Annotated in this window: 18 protein-coding genes; 6 read left to right on the forward strand and 12 right to left on the reverse strand. The window is 44.4% G+C overall.

What is annotated here, in order from left to right:
• Window positions 1-251: 251 nt before the first annotated feature.
• Window positions 252-1,532 carry an amidohydrolase family protein gene (locus JWG45_RS19930; protein WP_205281353.1) on the reverse strand — a complete coding sequence of 427 codons (1,281 nt, stop codon included), beginning with the start codon at window positions 1,530-1,532 and terminating at the stop codon, window positions 252-254.
• A gap of 154 nt (window positions 1,533-1,686) precedes the next feature.
• Window positions 1,687-2,313, reverse strand: a complete 627-nt coding sequence (locus JWG45_RS19935) for an LIC_10572 family protein (protein ID WP_205281354.1) — start codon at window positions 2,311-2,313, stop codon at window positions 1,687-1,689.
• A gap of 151 nt (window positions 2,314-2,464) precedes the next feature.
• On the opposite strand from JWG45_RS19935, the gene JWG45_RS19940 reads away from it, so the two are divergent.
• Genes JWG45_RS19940 through JWG45_RS19950 form a run of 3 tightly spaced genes read left to right on the forward strand, consistent with a single transcriptional unit; the run spans window position 2,465 to window position 4,474 of the window.
• Entirely contained in the window at window positions 2,465-3,754 is a 1,290-nt protein-coding gene (locus JWG45_RS19940) for a homoserine dehydrogenase (RefSeq protein WP_205281355.1), read from the forward strand.
• A gap of 11 nt (window positions 3,755-3,765) precedes the next feature.
• Window positions 3,766-4,089, forward strand: coding sequence for a hypothetical protein (locus JWG45_RS19945; RefSeq protein ID WP_205281356.1), 324 nt, complete (start codon window positions 3,766-3,768; stop codon window positions 4,087-4,089).
• A 13-nt stretch (window positions 4,090-4,102) separates the two neighbouring features.
• A complete protein-coding gene (locus JWG45_RS19950) occupies window positions 4,103-4,474 on the forward strand; it encodes an STAS domain-containing protein (RefSeq protein WP_069608659.1) in 372 nt (123 codons plus the stop codon).
• Here the strand turns inward: JWG45_RS19950 and hflX are convergent.
• Window positions 4,435-6,147, reverse strand: coding sequence for a GTPase HflX (gene hflX / locus JWG45_RS19955; protein WP_456298544.1), 1,713 nt, complete (start codon window positions 6,145-6,147; stop codon window positions 4,435-4,437). The genes JWG45_RS19950 and hflX overlap by 40 nt on opposite strands.
• Window positions 6,148-6,359: 212 nt before the next feature.
• On the opposite strand from hflX, the gene JWG45_RS19960 reads away from it, so the two are divergent.
• The gene (locus tag JWG45_RS19960) at window positions 6,360-7,778 is read left to right on the forward strand and encodes a HEAT repeat domain-containing protein (RefSeq protein ID WP_205281357.1); all 1,419 of its coding nucleotides are present in this window, start codon (window positions 6,360-6,362) and stop codon (window positions 7,776-7,778) included.
• On the opposite strand, the gene JWG45_RS19965 is transcribed toward JWG45_RS19960, so the two are convergent.
• From JWG45_RS19965 to JWG45_RS20000, 8 genes are all read right to left on the reverse strand, one after another.
• Window positions 7,767-8,180: a response regulator gene (locus tag JWG45_RS19965; protein WP_205281358.1), complete on the reverse strand. Its 414-nt coding sequence runs from the start codon at window positions 8,178-8,180 to the stop codon at window positions 7,767-7,769. The two genes, JWG45_RS19960 and JWG45_RS19965, sit on opposite strands and share 12 nt — an antisense overlap.
• Complete coding sequence (locus JWG45_RS19970) at window positions 8,177-10,075, reverse strand: ABC transporter ATP-binding protein (protein WP_205281359.1); 1,899 nt, start codon at window positions 10,073-10,075, stop codon at window positions 8,177-8,179. The genes JWG45_RS19965 and JWG45_RS19970 overlap by 4 nt, the downstream gene beginning before the upstream one ends.
• On the reverse strand, window positions 10,072-10,650 hold the full coding sequence (locus tag JWG45_RS19975; RefSeq protein WP_205281522.1) for an anthranilate synthase component II: 579 nt from the start codon (window positions 10,648-10,650) through the stop codon (window positions 10,072-10,074). The genes JWG45_RS19970 and JWG45_RS19975 overlap by 4 nt, the downstream gene beginning before the upstream one ends.
• Window positions 10,650-12,071: an anthranilate synthase component I gene (trpE, locus tag JWG45_RS19980; protein WP_205281360.1), complete on the reverse strand. Its 1,422-nt coding sequence runs from the start codon at window positions 12,069-12,071 to the stop codon at window positions 10,650-10,652. The genes JWG45_RS19975 and trpE overlap by 1 nt, the downstream gene beginning before the upstream one ends.
• Window positions 12,072-12,157: 86 nt before the next feature.
• Complete coding sequence (locus JWG45_RS19985; RefSeq protein WP_205281361.1) at window positions 12,158-13,321, reverse strand: acyl-CoA dehydrogenase family protein; 1,164 nt, start codon at window positions 13,319-13,321, stop codon at window positions 12,158-12,160.
• A 753-nt stretch (window positions 13,322-14,074) separates the two neighbouring features.
• Window positions 14,075-14,776, reverse strand: coding sequence for a YwaF family protein (locus JWG45_RS19990; RefSeq protein ID WP_205281362.1), 702 nt, complete (start codon window positions 14,774-14,776; stop codon window positions 14,075-14,077).
• 85 nt (window positions 14,777-14,861) lie between these two features.
• On the reverse strand, window positions 14,862-16,043 hold the full coding sequence (locus JWG45_RS19995; RefSeq protein ID WP_205281363.1) for an acetyl-CoA C-acetyltransferase: 1,182 nt from the start codon (window positions 16,041-16,043) through the stop codon (window positions 14,862-14,864).
• Window positions 16,044-16,106: 63 nt separating this feature from the next.
• On the reverse strand, window positions 16,107-17,006 hold the full coding sequence (locus JWG45_RS20000) for an acetoacetate decarboxylase family protein (RefSeq protein ID WP_332476805.1): 900 nt from the start codon (window positions 17,004-17,006) through the stop codon (window positions 16,107-16,109).
• A 205-nt stretch (window positions 17,007-17,211) separates the two neighbouring features.
• On the opposite strand from JWG45_RS20000, the gene JWG45_RS20005 reads away from it, so the two are divergent.
• Together JWG45_RS20005 and JWG45_RS20010 are read left to right on the forward strand one after the other, a co-directional pair.
• A complete protein-coding gene (locus JWG45_RS20005; protein ID WP_205281364.1) occupies window positions 17,212-17,997 on the forward strand; it encodes an acyl-CoA desaturase in 786 nt (261 codons plus the stop codon).
• A gap of 17 nt (window positions 17,998-18,014) precedes the next feature.
• Complete coding sequence (locus JWG45_RS20010) at window positions 18,015-18,629, forward strand: TetR/AcrR family transcriptional regulator (protein ID WP_118967990.1); 615 nt, start codon at window positions 18,015-18,017, stop codon at window positions 18,627-18,629.
• Window positions 18,630-19,172: 543 nt separating this feature from the next.
• Here the strand turns inward: JWG45_RS20010 and JWG45_RS20015 are convergent.
• Window positions 19,173-19,508, reverse strand: coding sequence for a rhodanese-like domain-containing protein (locus JWG45_RS20015; RefSeq protein WP_205281365.1), 336 nt, complete (start codon window positions 19,506-19,508; stop codon window positions 19,173-19,175).
• Window positions 19,509-19,538: the final 30 nt, after the last annotated feature.

The raw sequence follows: 19,538 nt of genomic DNA on the forward strand, positions 1-19,538 counted from the left end.
CACCGCGCCCCTCCACCCAAGATCAGGGTGGGGCCCGCGCGAGTTTTACAGTGGAGCGTCGTAGTTCCGACGGATTTTCTTGAGATTCAAGAAACTTGTGGCAAATAAGGAAACGCCCTCAAGATGGTGGAGACGGACTCGCGGGAAAAATGGAAAGTTTTTCCCTATCATGAAAATTGCGCTCTTACAAAAAAAATTTCTCCTCGAATTTTGTCGGAACTCCTACAAGATTCGCCGACGCCGACCCTCCCCTATAATTCGATTGATCGTATCGTATTCCCCATAAAATAAACGGCTTCTATCGAACCGGGAAAGGTAAAGTTTTCAAACGGAGACCATCCAGACTTACTTTTGATCTCTTCTTTTCGAAAGGTTTTCGGTTTTTTCAAATTTAAGACCGTAAAGTTTGCGGCATAGCCGACTTCGATTCTTCCAAAACCTTTTCCGTATTTTTCAGGCAAATATTCGTTCACAAATTCTCCGGGATTCGTAGCGCAAATTCTTGCGATCGTTTTTAAATCGATCCCAGCTTCTATAATCATCCATGTTACAAAAAGTGAATATGTATCCAACTGAGAAATTCCGCTGGTTCCTTTTTGTTTTTCTTCAACACTGTGAGGAGCGTGGTCGGTCGCCAAATAATCGATCCAGCCTTCTTTGACGCCTTCGAGCATTCTCTCTCGATCTTCTTTTCCCCGGAGAGGTGGATTCATCTGAAACCAATTTCGATTCTCGTCGTTTAACATCGATTTGTCGAAAAATAAATGAGTCGGAGTCACTTCGCAAGTAACCTTCAATCCCTTCTTTTTTGCGGTTTTGATTTTTTCCAAACCGTCTCCGGTAGAATAATGACAGAGTTTTCCTCGGAGATTGTATTTTTCGATCAAATACAAAGCAAAGTCGGTCGCCATGGTTTCCGCTTCCGCCGGGCGTCTATCTTCGTGCAAAGATTCATCCTGATGTTTTTCCAAAATCTCGGGATCTTCACAGTGAAAACTGATATTCTCGCCTTCGTAATTACGGATCGTTTCCTCAAGAGCTTCGTTGTTATGAAAGAATAATTCTCCGATGCTCGGACCCATAAATACTTTGTAAGGAACCGATTCTTTCAGAGGTTTTGTATTCGGTCCGATCCCCGCGTACAACGTTATGTGAATCGGAGACTTATCAGCAAGTGTACGTTTTTTGAAATAACTTTCCGCGTCTACGGGAGGAATCGGATTGTTCGGCATGTCAGCGACGTGAACAACTCCTCCGTTGATCGCGGCCGCGCTGGCTGAAAGAAAATCTTCCTTGTAAGTATGTTTTCCGCTCTCGTCTTCCCTTGCGTGTATATGAATGTCGCCGAATCCCGGAAAGATCACCGTTTCATCCGGATCAAACCAGACTTCATCCTTTCTCTTTTCTTCAGAGACATCCAATTCCAAACCGACAAGAACCGACCGGATCAATCCCGTAGAAGAATCCCATTCCACCGTCCCATGAAAATCTTCTTCGTGTGTTACGATTCTTCCGGATATTTTTTTGATCATCAAGGGTTCCTGTTTTACTGGATTCTTTTTTTTGAATTTGTTTTTCGAAGGAGAAGAATTTTTCGAAGTTGAAAAATTGAATGCTAAGAGGAATTACCTTTTCCGAAAGAGAAGCTTTCCATTCCTCTTCTCCTTCGGATTCTTATTTACAATTTTACTTTACGCAGATCACGTTATACTTCATCGTTCCAAGACTGCTGGTTTCCGTTCCGTCTTTGAAATTTACGGAATAGTAATATCCAGAATCCCCTTCCGGGCTGGAAGACCAAAAGACTCCCGCGTTTCTAAGTTTAGAATCCGCTCTTTTGCTGAAATTCTTGAGTTGATCTTTGCCAGGTAGACGTTTCGATCTTTCATCACAAATCTCTTTTGCTTCGGACCAGGTTACGGATTTTTGAAACGTATCGTCCCAGCCTCGTTTTCCGTAAACAGGAGTTTTTGTGTGATAGTTCTCACAAATGAAATAACTAAAGATTCCTAAAAGTACGATACTTCCCGTTAGGATCGCACCCGCAAAGTATCGACCTCCTTCTCTCGGAGCCCTTACTTTCGGAGGATTTTTTTCCATCGCCAATTCTTGGCTTTTACGGTGAAACTCCTGGTTTCTCTGAAAATTCTTTCCTTGTTGTTGGCGTTGTTGATGAGAATGTCTTCGATTCCCTTCTCTGGACTCATTGCCACCTCGGTTGGAATCGGTGTTTTCCCGATTCTTCTCATTTCCCCCCGAACCTTTTGGATTTGAATTATGTTTCTTTCTGGGAGGCCTTCTTTTGTTTGCCATTTGGACCTGTGTTTTTGAATTTAAAAACTTATCTTTGATTCGTACCAGAGAAATGAAATGTTGTAAATTAAAATTTCAATCCTTCCGGAACGTTCGCTTTTCCCATGAAAATGGAGTGAATCTTCCCTGCAAATTTCGAAGATGGTAATCCATGGAACGCATTCGAATCGGATTGATTGGAGCTGGGACCGTTGGATCTGGGGTTCTCGAAATTCTCAAAAAAGAAAGGGCCGCCTATCGCGAAAAATACGGTCTGGATCTGATCCTCTCCTCCATCTCCACCCGAACTCCCGATAAAATCAAAAAAGAATTACTGAACTTTCCCGATTGTAAATTAGAAACTGATTTTAAAAAAATCGTCTCCGATCCCGAGATCGATATGATCTTAGAACTCGTTGGAGGGACTGACACCGCTTATACGATCGTAAGCGAAGCCCTAAAAAACGGAAAAACCGTAATCACCGCAAACAAAGCTCTTCTTTCTCAAAGAGGAGAAGAACTCTTCGCTCTTGCTCAAGAAAGAGATTTGGAAATAGGAATGGAAGCTTCCGTTGCAGGATCCATTCCAGTGATACGTTCCATCAAGACAGGGCTCGGCTCCGATTCTTTCCTTTCTCTTTATGGAATCTTAAACGGAACTACGAATTTCATTCTTTCTAAAATGGAATTGGAACATCTGGATTATTCGGAAGCTCTTCAGATCGCACAAGAACTCGGCTTCGCGGAAAAGGATCCGACCTTCGATGTGGAAGGAATCGATACCGCACATAAAATCAGCATCTTAGGAAGCCTGGCCTTCTCTCAAAAAATTCCTTTACAGAGCGTTCAAATCGAAGGTATAACAAAGATTAGTAGGTTGGACATTCAATTTGCGGGCGAACTCGGATATAGAATCAAACTCCTCGGATTGGTTCGAAAGATAGCGGATCAATTGGAAGCAAGAGTGCAACCAGTGATGATTCCCGTAAAACATCCGTTCGCGAATATTATGAACGAGATGAACGCGATCTATTATCAGACTGCTTATGCGGGTCCCGGAATGTTCGTAGGAAAAGGCGCGGGTTCTTTGCCGACCGCCTCCTCCGTTGTATCGGATATTCTCTATTACGGTGCTAGAAGAAAGAAAGGTTTGGTTCCGGAGAAAAATTTATTTCCGCCGGCGAGCGTCTCGGAAGCGAACGGTTCCTTGGTTCGTTACTATCTCCGATTTACGACCGTAGATCTTCCAGGAGTTCTCTCCGAAATTTCGAAAGTTTTGGGAGATCACGGAATTTCCATCTCTTCCGTAAGACAAAACGAAGTGGAAAAAGAACCGGTCGAGGTTGTTGTTATAACACATCCGGCAACCGAAGAGAATATAAAGAAATCATTGAGGATTATAGACGGTCTTTCCTTGATTCGCCACGAGTCGGTTGCGATTCGATTAGAGGACAAACTCTAAAAATTCCGAGGATGGATTGGAAAGATTTCACTTTGTCTTTGCATTTTGAGAAGAATGGAGGACATCTGGACTTATTCCTGGATCCGGGCGAAAACCGGGAACTTTTTACCTTCGGTTCTTCTCAAGAGAATCTGGATGATTTTCTAAAAGGACGCGTTGTAGAATTTGAAAAAAAACGCTCTCATAGAAGGGAGTATTTGAAATACGAAGGTTCGATTCCCGAAAGAGGAAGAATCGAAATTGTGTTGAGAGGGAAGTATAGAGTCGATGAACTTCTGATAAGAGAGAAAGTCCGACTGAAATATAGAGATGGGAAACTTTATCCTGAAGGATAAAATAGGAATTTTCATGGCGAGAGTAGAATTCGATTCATTGTATATAGAGACCACCAAATCCAGTCTTCCAAATAAGGAAGTCCTTCTCGTTGTATTCAACGGTAAGGTGACCAACTCCAATTCTTTCGAGATTTCCCGTAAGATACATTTTATCTTCGAAGAAGAAGTCTATAATATTATTTTAGATCTTTCCGGCTTGGAATACATCAACAGCGTGGGAGTCGCAACAATTCTTACTCTGATCAAAACCGTAGATCAACATTCCGGAAAGATCGTAATCGGCGGACTCAACCATTTCTTGGAAAACGTAATTCGTCTGATGGAACTTCCGAAAAAAGTCGAAATTTACAACTCTGTGGAAGAAGCCAAAAAAGCTTTTTCGTAAATTCGTTCTTCCAAAAGATCCAAAAGAGTTTTTAAACCCCATCCCTGATAGGCGGATACCAAGACGGTGTCCGCGTGAGAATCGATCCCCAAATCTTCCTTTAAATCCGCAATCGCTTCCAAGCCTGGTCCGTGATTCACAGAATTCTTAGATGTTTTTTTGAATTCGCTGGAATACCCTTCTTGCGACGCGAGAATTTTAAATTTTTCCAAATTATCGATCTTGTTAAAAACCTGAATCATCGGTATATGAGAAAGATCTAATTCTTCTAAAATCTTTTCCACGGCTTCCATCTGCAATTTGTAATCCGGATTGGAAACGTCCACGACGTGCACAAGAAGATCGGAATCTCCCAATTCCTCCAGAGTCGCTTTGAACGCATTGGATAACTCGGGAGGTAGGTCGTGAATAAATCCGACCGTGTCCGAGATGATGATTTCTCTTTCTTCGGGAAACCGGATTCTTCTCGTAGTCGGATCGAGAGTTGCAAACAACTTGTTTTCGGAAAGGACTTCGCTGTTCGTAAGGGCATTGAGCAATGTGGACTTTCCTGCGTTCGTATAACCCACGATACCGACCACGGGAAGTTCATTTTTCTTTCTCTGACGTCGATTGATCTCCCTTCTTTTTTTGAGGGATTTGAGTTCGACTTCGAGCCTCGTAATTCTTTCTTCCACTCTTCGTTTTCCGATTTCGAGTTTGGTTTCTCCCGGCCCTCTTCCTCCGATTCCACCGGTTAGTCTCGACATGTTATCGTCGAGTTCGGTGAGTCTTCCTTTGAGATATTTCAACTGCGCGAGTTCTACTTGTAACTTACCGTCCCGACTCTTTGCGTTTCGGGCGAAGATATCGAGGATGAGTTGGGTCCGATCGATCACTTTGATATCGGCGATATCGGAGATTTTTTTCGCCTGAGAAGGAGTGAGTTCGAGATCAAAGACGAGAAGTTCTACGTGTTTCTGAATCGCTTTTAAGATGATCTCTTCCAGTTTCCCTTTTCCCAAAACGGTCGATGGATCCAGACGATTTTTTTTCTGGACAAAAGTATCGACGACGTGGACTTCCGCGGTTCTACAAAGCTCCTTCAATTCTTCCATCGAAAGAGAAGGATGTCTTCCGATGTTTCGTTCGGGATAAACTCCTACAAGAAAGGCCCGGTTTTCTTTTTGTGCATCTTTGAGATTTTTTCTAGAACGGGAAAGTTGAGATTCTATCTCCATAATTTCCTCGTGAATCCCTTCCTTGAGTTGTCCGGGATATTGTTTCGGAAGAACGGTCCAAAGCTCCTCTTCCGATTCAGGATTAAAATGGGCGGAAAAATAAGCGTTCGGATTTCCGGAGGAATCCATTGTTACCGCGGTGATATAATCCAAACGTAAAAGTGCCAAATCCGTTAAGTCTTCTTGATTGAGCGCTTCTCCCTTCAAATGGGTGTGAACAAAACGAAGCCCTCTTAGCCTCGCCTCGGACGTCCGCAACCTGTCTAAAAAGGGAATTTCGATCGACGTATCGGATCCGACTAACACGTGCGTAACGTAGCCGGAGCGATCGATGAGAATTCCGATTTGTTTGCCGATTTCTAAGGATAATTCGCAGAGAGTGCGTGAAATTTCTTGACTAATGATTAGGTCTTCCCGGATTCTTTTCTCGGAAATTTTTTTCAGTCTTTGGATTTGGTTGGATTTGAGACCGTTGAGGTTACCGCTGAGCTTGCTAATAAAGAAATTCTCCTGATTGCCAAAACTTAGCAGGTTTCCCGTCTTCCGTCAAGCATTCCGGTTCTCGGAAATCATGCTTGTCACGGAAAAAAACAGGAAAAAGCTGAAAAATCGGACGAACTTATAAATAGAATCTCAGCAAAAATTTTACCATTCAAAGGTACCCGATGTTCTTATATTCAAAACTTCAAAAGTATTTTTTCTGCGTAATCGTATCCATTATTTTGAGTTCCTCTTTGAACGCGGAATCCCGAATCGATCGATTGGAAGAATCCAAACTTCTGCAGACGGTGGACGCGCCGGAGGATTCCGGAACGGAACCGAATTCGGGAGATTCTTCCGGAAATACCGCATCGGACGGTCTGAACATAGACGATCCGAGAAATCTTACGGAAGAATCCGACGGGGTTTCTTCTTACGAACGCAGAAAACGAAAGGATCTAACTCCAAAAGAAAGACAGGAAATCGACTACGATCTTTCACTCAAAAAAGGAATTCTTACCGTATTCCGAGCAGAAACCGAAAAACGTTATAAGACCTTGGATCGAATGGCCCTTACTCATCCGATTCCCAGAGTTCGTGCAGCGGCCGTTTTAGCGTTAGGAAGAATGGGAAGAAGCGGTGTAAAAACACTTCATCACGTGATCGAAAGAGACGGGGAAGCGGTGCGACAAGCCGCCTACAAAGCGTTAGCCGATATTGGCTCCCCTTCTTCTCTGGATTATTTTTTTAGAGGAATCAAATCGAACGATCCGGATATCCAATTTTCGTCCTGGAGAGGAATGGGAAAAACCAAGGATCCGTCGGCAAGGGACGCGCTCATCCGTCAAGGAATCCGTTCCACAAGAACCGAAATCGTCAAAGCTTCCCTTCTAGGTCTGGCGGCGTTTCAAGTAAACGAAGACCTCAAGTTATTCAAAACGTATTTGGATTCGGACGATCCTGAATTGCAAAAGACGGCAATCGAAGCTTTGGGAATTCATAAAACAAGAGCTTCTCTGAGAATTTTGGAACAAACTCTCGAAACAAAACCGGAATACGTCAAAAACATCATAGAAGCGATCGGACAAAACACCAGCCTCTACGGAACGTTTTCTTTTATCCGTATTTTAGAAAGTTCTCCTTCTGAAGAATTAGCTCAAAGAATTTTGGCTCAGCTCAATTTAAGGAAAGCGTTCTACCAATTCGGAACCGTTCAAGTGGAAGGCGGTTACTCGCAGGAAAATCCGTATCCGACTTCCCGCAAAATCAGCAATCTCGCGTTAGGCGAAGTTGGAAAAGTCTTAAAAAAAAGCGAGCGGCGATTTATCCAAAAGACCGGAGATAAGTTCGTCGAAGATCACTACTATTTACTTCTTTTAGAATCTAAGAATCCGGAAAGTTATTATGAGACGGTCCAGTCCTGGGTTTTCGGTCCTTATCTCAAGATCAGAACGATTATCGCTCCTCCTAAAGAAAAAAAGGGAAAAAGATACAAGAGAAAACCGGTGAATTTTACTCCGGCGTCCGACATGGAAGAGACCGATCCCGCCGCTCCGTCTAACACGGAACAAACGCCGGAAAGCGGCCCTCCTTTAGAGAACTGATTCGTAGGAAATTTTTTTCTTTAAAGATGTTGGAAGGAAGATCACTTTTCCTTCCTTCAGAGGAACTTTCGGAACCATCCATCCGATTCCCGCAAAGCTTGGAAGAATGGAACCGGAAAGAAACATCACTCCCGGGAAATCAAAACCTGTGGTCGCAATGATTTTATTTCCCTGATATCCATCCTTGTGAATCCTGCGGATCATCCAAAGACCGGAAGTCTGGGTTTCCATCGTGATGTCCGTCACGATCGTATGAAATCGATTCTTATCTTGGGAATAAATTTCCCAACCCTGAGCCGCGTCGACGGCTCTCACAGTTTCAAAACCGTTTTTTTCAAACCAAACTTTGAGGTTGTTCGCATAGCGGTCGTTATCGTCTACGATCAAAACGATCTTTTTCATGGTAATACTCCGTTATTTGCCGTAAATTGATTGTCCGATAGTTTTCGATAGATTCCATTTTGCTCATAGAGAGAATTGTGATCCCCCTCTTCCACGATTTTTCCGTTGTCCATCACTATGATTCTTGGAATGTCTTTGATCGTAGAAAGTCTGTGCGCGATCACAAACGTTGTACGATTCGCATACAGACGTCGGAGCGCGTCACTTACCAGACGTTCGGATTCCACATCTAACGCGGAAGTGGCTTCGTCCAAGATCATAATTTCGGGGTCGCGTAAAAGCGCTCTTGCGATCACGAGTCTTTGTCTCTGACCTCCGGAAAGATTGAGTCCTCTTACTCCGAGAATGCTATCGTATCCGTTGTCCATCTTTTTGATAAAGTCGTGGGCGTGTGCAAGTCGTGCCGCGCGGATCACGTCTTTGCGCGTCGCTCCCGGTTTTCCATAGGCGATATTATCCGCAACGGATCCGTGAAATAAAAATATATCCTGAGTTACGATCCCGATCTTTTTACGAAGATCACCGAGACTGATATCTCGAATATCGGTTCCGTCAAATTCGATCGAACCCGAGGTCGGATCAAAGAAGCGGGGAAGTAAGTCCATGAGCGTAGACTTCCCGCAACCGCTGGCTCCGATGAGCGCGATCGTTTCACCCTTTTTTACTTTGAGATGGATGTCCTTTAAAACTGCCGCGTTTGTTCCCGGATAAGAAAAGAATAAATTCTTAAATTCGATGCTCGTTTCCAGAGGAGGGGCTGAAATTTTACTTTCTTCGCTGTGATCTTCCGTTTCCAAATCGATGATTTCAAAAATTCGTTTTCCGGAAGCGATCGCCTGCGTGATCTTTCCGACCATCTGCGAGAGCTGGGTCAACGGCCTCAAAAGAAAAAGCAACGTTAGGAGAAACGCCATGAATTCTCCCTGAGTGAATCTTCCGTTGTAGATGAGACTCGCCCCCGCGGCAAAAAAGCCGAGAACCACGATCGAAGAAGTCAACTCGACGAGAGAAGGCGCGATCTGAAGATAAAACTGACCTTTGAAGTTTCTGCGATAAACGTTGTGATTGATCTTTCCGAATTTTCCCTGCTCGTAACTTTCCGTGTTAAAAACACGGATCACCTTGATTCCGGAAATCATCTCTTGGATGTTGGCGTTGAGATCCGCCATCTTTTCCTGGGAACGCATCGTGGACTTCGTGATCTTTCTCGTAAAAAGAGTTACGGGAAGAATGATCACTGGCACCGTGAGACAGGCGACGATGAGCAGTTCCGTATTCAAATACAATAAAACCATTAAGTGAGTGATCACGTAGAAGAAGTTGATCGTCGCGTCGCGGAAGTTGCTCGAGATCACAGCGGCCACGACTTCCACGTCGTTGATGATTCTACTCATCATCATCCCGGTTTTTTCTTTGAAGAAGTAAGTAAGAGGAAGAAGCTGATTCTTTTCGAACAATTCCTGTCGAATGTCCCGAACGGCTTTGTATCCCGCCGTAGCGATACAGAATACGGATAAAAGATAAGTGATCAACTTTAAAAGATAGAGCGGCATCACGATGATACAGATCGCCCAAACGACTTCTTTCGGTTCGAGACCTTTGGTTCTTCCGTTGATCCATTCCTTAACGTCGATCAGAAGTAGTTTGGTCCTTTCAAGGCCGTCCAAGGATTCGTCTCCGAAAACCTTTTCTTTGAGGAGAATTCTCTGCTCCGGCAACGTTAGCTGCAACTGAAACCGAGTTTGTTTGTCGTTCCCTAAGGAATCAAAAAGAGGAATGAATGCGGTGAGTGAAACTGCGTTGAGGATCGCGGTCAAAAGTGCAAATACGATTCCCAAAGAGAATCGATACTTGTAATGTACGGAGTAAGACAAAAGCCTGAAAAAAAGCTTCATAGCTCCTGAACGATCGAGGAAAAATTTCTGACCAGATCCAATCCCGCGCTGGTCATAATGGATTCCGGATGAAATTGAACTCCGTAGAGATGTTTTTTTGTTTTGTGACGAACTCCCATGATCACCCCATCCGGAGTTTTCGAAGCCACTTCCAATTCCGCCGGCATACTTTCCGGTTGAATGACAAGAGAATGATAACGAGTTGCGACAAAAGGTGATGGAATTCCTTTATAGATATCTCTTCCGTCGTGTTCGACCAGAGAAACCTTTCCGTGCATGATCGAAGGAGCAGTGACGATCTTTCCGCCGTGAACAAGACCGATCGCTTGGTGTCCGAGACAAACTCCGAAAATAGGAACCTTTCCTCCGAGTTCTCGGATCACGTCCAGACAAACCTTGGAATCTTCGGGACGTCCCGGACCCGGAGAAAGAATGATTCCTTTCGGTGCGAGTTCGTTGATTTCGTTTAACGAAATTCTATCGTTACGAAAAACTTCGACGTGATTTCCGATCTGACAAAAATACTGATAGAGATTGTATGTGAAAGAATCGTAATTATCGATGAGGAGAAGCATTATTTCCATTCTCCTTTGAGTCCGTTTCTCGCAAACTCAACTGCCTTTAAGAGAGCGGCCATTTTGTTTTTGGTTTCTTCCAATTCCAACTCGGCGACCGAATCGTATACGACGCCTCCGCCGGCCTGTAAGAATGCGGTGTCCCCGTAAAAAACGATCGTACGAATGATGATCGCGAGATCGCTCTCTCCGGAAAAGGAAATATAACCGAGCGCTCCCGAATAGATCGCACGTCTCGTGGTTTCCAGTTCGTCGATGATCTCCATCGCGCGGATCTTGGGCGCCCCCGAAACCGTTCCCGCAGGAAGGGTCGCGCGGATCAGATCGTAGACTGTTTTTTCCTCGTCCAATTCCCCCGAACACTGACTTACGATGTGCATAACGTGGGAATATTTTTCGATCACTTTGAAGTCGCTCACACGAACACTTCCCGGTTTACAAACACGGCCAAGGTCGTTTCGTCCGAGATCCACGAGCATAATGTGTTCGGCGATTTCTTTCGGATCGGAAAGAAGATTATCCTCTAAGAATTTATCTTCGCTCGCGTTCTTTCCACGCGGACGAGTTCCGGCGATCGGACGAAGAAAGGTCTGATTCCCCGCGTATCGAACCATAATTTCGGGTGAACTTCCGACGATCGTGATTTCTCCGAGACGGAGGTAATACATATAAGGGCTTGGGTTTACAGTTCTTAAACCGCGATAGATTTGAAACGGAGAAACTTCCGGTTTAAACTGAACCTTACGAGAAGGGACAACTTGAAAAATATCGCCCGCCTTGATGTATTCCTTGGCGCGCTCCACGTTCTTCTTATATTCTTCATCCGGAATATTCGGATTTAACTGAAGAATTCCGGAAACCGTTTTCGGTCTTTTAATTTCGTCAGGAACGATTCCGTTTCTGATTTCGTCCTCGATCGTGTCGATTTTTTTTAACACAGCATCGTAACATTCCTTAAGATTGGAATGTTCTCCGATTCTTGCATTGACGACGATTCTTAAAACATGATCGATATGATCGACTACGAGAAGTTCGTCGTAGATCGCGAAATAACAATCCGGCGCATTCTCATCGTCGGGTTTTGTATCCGGAATCGATTCGTAGTAACGAACCGCGGAAAAGGATAAGAATCCGACGGCGCCTCCCGCAAAAGGAGGAAGACGATAGTCTTGAACGTAGACGTCGTCTCCGAGTAAATTTTCCAGGAGAACCAAAGGATCGTATGTGATGATTTCCGTTTCCGGTTCGTTTCCGATGGAAATATAAAAGAGCCCGTTCTTCCCTTGCAAAAGACGGGATGGAGATTTTCCTAAAAAAGAATTTCTCCCGAGTTTTTCTCCGCCTTCCACCGATTCGAGGAGGAAGGAATTTTTTGAAGATTCGCAACCCCATTTTGCAAATAGAGAAACCGGAGTCTCCATATCCAGAAAGATCTGTTTGAAGACCGGAATCAGGTTTCCCCGTTCTGCGAGTTTGGAAAACTCCTCGAATGTGAGAGAGAATTCTTTCAGAAATTCGGTCCCTCGATTCCCTTTCCATCCGCGAGAAAACGGGAAACGATCATTCTTTGAATTTGAGAAGTTCCTTCGTAAATTTGGAAGATCTTTGCGTCGCGCATCAGTTTTTCGACGGGATATTCCGTATTAAAACCGTACCCTCCAAGAACTTGAACCGCATCGGTACATATTCTCATACACATATCCGCGCAAAACATTTTAGCGATGGAAGCTTGGTATGTATTTCTAAATTTATTGTCAATCATCCATGCGGCTTGGTAACAAAGAAGACGACCCGCTTCGATATCGCGCGCCATCTCTGCGATCATAAAAGAAATCCCTTGGTTGTCCATGATAGGACGTCCGAAAGTATTGCGAGTGTTTGCGTATTGAATCGCGTGTTCCATCGCGGCACGCGCAACTCCGACTGCACCGATCGCAACTCCGGGACGAGTGTGGTCAAACGCGCCCATCGCGATCTTAAAACCTTCTCCTTCACGACCGACCATCTGCCAAGCGGGAACTTTGACGTCTTCGAAAGTAATTCCACGAGTATCAGAACATTTCTGACCCATGTTGATTTCTTTCTTTCCCATGATGATTCCGGGAGTTTTTGCATCTACGATAAAGCCGGTGATTCCTTTATGCCCCGCGGAAGGATCCGTTTTGGTAAGAACAAAAAACCAATCCGCATAACCCGCATTGGTAATCCACATCTTAGAACCGTTGATGATGTATTCGTCTCCGACTTTTTTCGCCGAAGTACGAATGGCCGCGACGTCCGATCCGGCACCGGGTTCGGTGACGGCGTAAGCCGCGAGTTTGAATTCTTCCGTCATAGGTTGAACGAATTCTTTTTTGATCTTATCGCTCGCACCGAGGAGAACCGGTGCGAGTGCGAGGTTGTTCGCGAGAATGGCGGTCGCCATAGCGGAACATCCCCAGAATAATTCTTCTCCAATGATAACGTCGTCTAATTCCGCCATTCCAGAACCATTGAACTGAGGTTCAATGTGGATGTTCATCAGGCCGATTTCCCAAGCCTTCTTGAGCACTTCCATAGGATATTCTCCGGTATGGTCGTGATGCTCCGCGCGAGGACGCATTTCTTCTTTTGCGAATTTTCTCGCGAGATCGCGTAATTCTTTTTGTTCGCTGGAAAGGGCAAATTCCATTTAATAGCACACCTTGGTCGAATTTGAACTCGTCCGATGGTTCCTGGCATCCCGCCTGAATCGCCGATAGCCGGAAAACCGGTACAGCCTCGAAATCGGTATTGGAACCTGGAATTAAGAGCTCTGTAATGCAGGATTCGAAGAGAATCCTTTACCGTCAAGAAGGTACGAAAGATGAAAACCTACCAGACGCCGGAACAAAGGACTTCCGTCCGTCCAGGAAGAAGTCCAACCGATGAAAACGAATTGTGTTCGAATTCTCTCCTTTCTTCAACCCGCTCTGAATTCGATCTTGAAAAGTTTCCTTCTTTTGAGGAAAAATCCAATTGTTTTCAAAGAGAAGGTCAAAAAAAGAATCTTCGTTTCCAGCGTTCCAGCGGTTCCAACTTCGGTTTTTCATTTGGAGAAAGAATGTAGGAACTCCTGCGCCGCCGAGTTTTCGCCGAGAAATCTTTGACGGTAAATGTAGGAACTCTTACCCGATTCAATGAGACGTAACTTGATAGGATCAGAAAAGTAGGAACTACCACAAAGTTGATTTCAGTCCGGCATTCGATCCGCAGAAGTCCTTAAAATCTAAAAAAGTAGGAACTCCTAAAAACCGTGCTTCTTTTCGAAAATAAAAATCACCCCCAAAGAAAAAGCATTTGTCCAAAGGCATAAAAAACAGGATTTTTTTAGACTAGGTTTCGAAGTCGATTTGACATCTCTTGAAAATCCGTTTCGGAGGGACTTCCAACTCCGATGAAAAAATTAACGCGAAGATTCTTTGCTTCGATTCTTAAAATAGAAAGGCATATAAAGAACGAAGAAAAAGCCGAGGCCGATCATCTGCATCTGAATCAAATAGTAAGGCCATTCTCCGAGAAGATCCAAAGCGGAACCGGCGGAAGGTTTTGCCATCATGTATCCGTAGTTTCCGTCCAAGAGATAATCGATCGTAAACGCGGAAGCAAAGAAAATCTGAGAATATAAGAATGTCCTAAGAACTGCCCAAGGCCGCGGCTCCAATCTCAGACCAAAGACGATATAAAGAGAAGCGATCACAAGTCCCGAATGTGCGATGAAGAAGATGAAAAAATAAATATGAGGAAAGGTTACTTGTAGATCCGGAGTGATCACTCCGTTGATCGAGCCGCTCATCACCCAGAAGTAAGAAAGTTCAGCAAACGTTCGATTGTGAGTCAGGAGCGCGATCGAAGTCACGATCATGGCCCAGTTGCAGAATTCCATCGGAAGATCGTAACGTATTTCCCAATGACCGGAATCGATTCGATAAATTACGTAAACGATATAATTTAGAATTAAGATCCCAGCCAAGGTCTGGCCTATCTTTTTACTTACGTTCCCGGAAGAATCGTTTCTCGCTATCCACAGAAGAAGAAAGATCGTGACTCCGGTGAGAAACAAAAGTAGAAAGTGAAGATTTGACCAAGGTAGAAATCGTTGATTCATAGTAGTAAGAAATATATACAAAAATTATTATAAAATAAAAAGCCCGGATGAATCCGGGCTTTTCAAACGATCAAATCAAAAAGTTTTATGCTTCCGGATTTTCCAAAACGAGCGCGATCCCTTGACCACCGCCGATGCAAAGAGAAGCGACGCCATACTTCGCCTTTCTTCTCTTAAGTTCATAAGCAAGAGTGATTGTAACTCTCGCACCGGAAGCTCCGAGCGGATGTCCGATCGCAACGGCACCGCCGTTTACGTTTGTGATTTCAGGATTGAGACCCAATTCTTTTTGAACTGCAAGATATTGAGCGGCAAAGGCTTCGTTGACTTCCACAAGACTCATATCTGAAAGTTTCAAGCCCGCTTTTTTTAGAGCCGCAGGAATCGCAAGCGCAGGACCGATTCCCATCTTTGCAGGATCACAACCCGCGTGGCCATAACCGCGAATGATCGCGAGAGGTTTTTTACCGATCTTTTGTGCGTAAGAAGCGGAAGTGATGATCGTGGCAGCGCCACCGTCGTTTAAGCCGGATGCGTTCCCTGCGGTCACGGTTCCGCCTTCGCGAAATACCGCTTTCAAGGAAGCGAGTTTTTCAGCGCCAGCAGCGCCTTTGATAAATTCGTCTTTATCCAATGTGATCGGTTTTTTACCGCCGACGGTCACGGGAAGAATTTCCTCTTTGAGTCGTCCTTCTGAAGTCGCTTTTTCAGCGCGAGTTTGTGAGATGGCCGCCCATTCGTCTTGTTCTTGTCTGGAAATTTTATATTGGTCCGCGAGGTTTTCGGCGGTCTGTCCCATGATCAAACCTACATACTGATCGGTAAGACCTTGTTCCAGAGTATCCTCGAATTCCGCAGAACCGTAACGAACTCCCCAGCGCGCGTTGCGCACGACGTAAGGAGCGTTGCTCATCGATTCCACGCCGCCGGCGAGAACAGCGTCCGCATCACCAAGATAAATCTTTTTAGCGGCTTGGATGATCGCTTCCATTCCGGAGCCGCAGAGACGATTTAAAGTCAAAGCGGGAACTCCCAGAGGAAGACCAGTTTTCAAACCGATATGACGCGCGAGATAGATCGCTTCTTTACCGGTCGGAATTACGTTTCCAAAAATGGATTCTCCGATCGCATCCGGAGAAACTCCCGTTTTTTCGAGAATTGCCTTAGAAGCCAAAACTCCCAAATCCACCGCACTGAGGTCCTTGAGAGTTCCTCCAAAATTTCCGAACGGGGTTCTGATCCCGTCCAGGATGACTGCCTCTTCCATGATTACTCCTAATAACTCTAATATTCTAATGATTGAATGTTTCTTCGAATTCCCAAAAAAACGTTAGTCGACCTTGTCAGCGACCGGGAAGACCAATTCGAACGGATCGGAATGAATTCCGGTTTTAAAAATTCCACCCTTGATCGCGTCCGGGAACACGGCCTCGTCGCTCCAGATTTCGCGGATCGTCGCGATTCTTCCCTTCCCTTTCCCGACAAACTGGGTGCTCAAATAACCCTCGGGAGCCTTTTGTAAAAGTGTATAAGGAAGAATTTTTGTGGAAACCGGAAATGAAAATCCTTTGGTCGCGATCGTGACTCGGAAGAATTCTTTCCCGTTTCTAAACGCGGAAATTTTTGTAAGATTTCCTTCTCGAATCCAGGTAAAGTCGGCTCTTTCTTTGGGAATCGCCCAGTTGAGAATTCCTTCTTCCACGGATTTCTGGCTCGAGACAAAGATTCTCGTGATCCTTTTATAAGATTGATCCTTGTAGTAAAAATTCCCGGGAATATAAAGAAGTTCGTAATAAGGTCCTACATCACTCGTTTCATAGTTCACGAGCATCAAGGAACCCAAACCGCCGGAATATTGTCTGGAATCTTCTCCGGAGAAGAATCCCATTTCACGGTTGTAATCTTTTTTCGCCCAAAGAGGAAAAAGAAAACCTTCTCCTCTCAAATCCCAAGGAGCTGGAAAGTGTTTTCCTTTTGTAGAAGCGGAAGAATCAGTCTTACGAGATCCTATCGGAGGATTTTTTTTCCCGTTGGTGCCGGAAACGCCAACGGAGTTCCGACCTGAAACGCGACCCGTAGGGAGCAAACCGCGGAGTTCAGGGAGCGTTTCATTGAGTTTAACGCGAGTCACAGGAGTTTTTCCGGACTTGGAAGCGGAAACCGCTTTTTTCCCGGATTTTGAGGAAGGAGTTCCTACCGATTTCTTTTTGACTGCTTTCTTTGCTACCACCGATGCCACCTAAAAAAAATAGAAAAAAGCCCCCGAAACCAGGTGATTTGCCCATTTTACTCGTTTTAATCCAAATCCTCAAAAAAACCCATTTTTGGAAAGTAGGAATTCTTTTCGTTTTTCTCTTTACTTAATTAACAACGTTCGCTTATTCTGGCGATAACGAACAATGTTCGTTGAAGAGAAAAAACAGAGGAGGCCCCAAATGGTCCCTATTTTAATTTTATTTTTTGCACATTGGTACGGTTCGGTTTTTGTCCAAACCTTCTTCCTACACAGATACGCGGCCCACGCGATGTTTACCATGAACCGTTTCTGGGAAAAAACATTTCATCTTCTGACAATGGTTCTCCAAGGCCCTTCTTATCTGAATCCGTATGGATACGCCGTTTTACACAGAATGCACCATTCTTATAGCGATACGGAAGAAGATCCACATTCTCCCCATCATTCTAAAAATCCATTCGAGATGATGATCAAAACGAAACATATCTACGACGATTTCGCCTATGATCGTGTGGCTCCAAAATCGGAATTCACCCGTGATTTCATTCCTCGATGGAAAGCGATCGATATGCTCGGTCAGAACTGGTGGTTCCGGATCGGATTCGGTTCTCTCTATGCATTCTACTATATGGCCTTCGTGCCCGATGGACAATGGGGTTGGTATCTTCTTCTCCCGATCCACTGGCTCATGGGACCGATTCACGGGGCGATCGTGAACTGGGGAGGACATAAATACGGATATATAAATCATTCTAAAACCCAAGATGAGTCAAAGAATATGCTTCCTATCGATATTTTGACGATGGGAGAATTGTATCAGAACAATCACCATGGACATCCAACCTCTCCAAACTTCGCATATAAATGGTGGGAAATCGATTTTTGCTTTCAGATCATGAAGGGGTTGCATAAAGTTGGGATCATAAATATAAAACGAGACGTTTGGACAACGAAAGGAAGAGTTCCGGTTTCCAAAGCGGCTTGATCGAGTTAGAATCCAAAATGACAACTGCAGTTCGACACAAAAGAAGATCCAGAAACAGCCTCAATCGGGAGAACATCGTCCAAGTTGCGATGGAGATTCTCTTGGAAGAAGGAATCGACGGTCTTTCGATGAGAAAGATCGCCGAAAAATTGGACTGTAGTGTTGCGAGCCCTTACTCACATTTTAAGAGCCAAGAAGAAATCATCCAAGTTCTCATCGCCAAAGGGGAAACGGAACTCACACAACTTTTGAGAAACGCTCAGAGGAACGGAAAAAATTCTTTTGAGAAACTCGCCGGAATCGCACGAGCGTACTGGGATTTTTCCCTGAACAACAAAGAACTACACAAGGTGATGTTCAACACCGTTCACGGGCACATGCACAGAAAGGCATTCCCGAGTTTGCCGACCAGTTATCGAGTATTCTTAGAAACGATCCGAAACGGATGCGTGAGCCATGAATTCAAACTTTCCAAAAAGGAATATCCCGCTCTCGCGAGAATGATGTGGGCTTGGATGTACGGTTTGATGGTATTAGATCTTACGAATATGCTCAAAAGAAGACGCGGCGGAAAGGACGATCCGTTGGCGGAAGGTTTTCTCTACTTCCGAAAAATTCTCTTAGGAGAATGATCTAAGAATTTTTTTTTCCAAAATCCTATTTCAAAAATTCAAAAGCTGAGACATCGCAAAGTGACAAATCCTTTGGGCGGATCCTGAAGTCGCTTCGTTCTTCACGATCTTCCACGGAATTGCAGGACCGCGCTTTCCGCTCCAGTCAATAAATTGCAAAACGTTCGCTCAAAAAAATACGAATCGATTCAAATCGCAATTTATTGACTCCGCGTCAATCGCTTCCGCGTTATAGAGAAGAAAGAATTATTTAGAAGAGGTAGGATCTCTGGACGAGCCCTATCCGTTTTCAATCCAATATGTTTGGATCAAAGTGTAATGGGAAAAATCGGAAAATCAAGAAAGAATAGGGCCCAAGGGTCGACGAAGTAACGGATGTTCCCACCCTTTATACGATTCGCTTTTTCGAAGATTCTGGTAAAAGGAGATTCAATCCTTTTCAAAATTCTCCGCCAAAAAAATTTCGAAACGGCTTTTCGAATCCTTTCCTATTTCGGAAACGAGCGATCCGAATGTTCGCTCGTTCGGTAAGGAAAAAGGTATTTAATATTTTGCAAGAGAGGAATCGACTTCGTCCGAATAGAGGAGAATTCCACCTTCCACGTTATGCAGCTTTGCAAAACCGAATTGGTTCAAAATCCCGCAGGCCATAGCGGAGCGTCCACCCGAACGACAATAGACGATCACTTCTTTTCCGGATTCTTTCCAAGTATTGATTTCAGAAAGACGCCCGGAAAGTTCGCCGACTGGAATCAGAAGATCCGTCCCTTCGATCGTGCAAATTTCCACCTCGTTCGGATTTCTGACGTCGAGAAGATAAAAGGAATCTTTCCCATCCTTTCTTAGATCTAATCTTTTTTTTAATTCTTTCGGTGTCATTGAAAACGGTTCCTTAGTTCGCAAAGATAA

Origin of the sequence: Leptospira ainlahdjerensis, assembly GCF_016919175.1 — a bacterium.
In the GTDB taxonomy this organism is placed as follows: Bacteria; Spirochaetota; Leptospiria; order Leptospirales; family Leptospiraceae; genus Leptospira; species Leptospira ainlahdjerensis.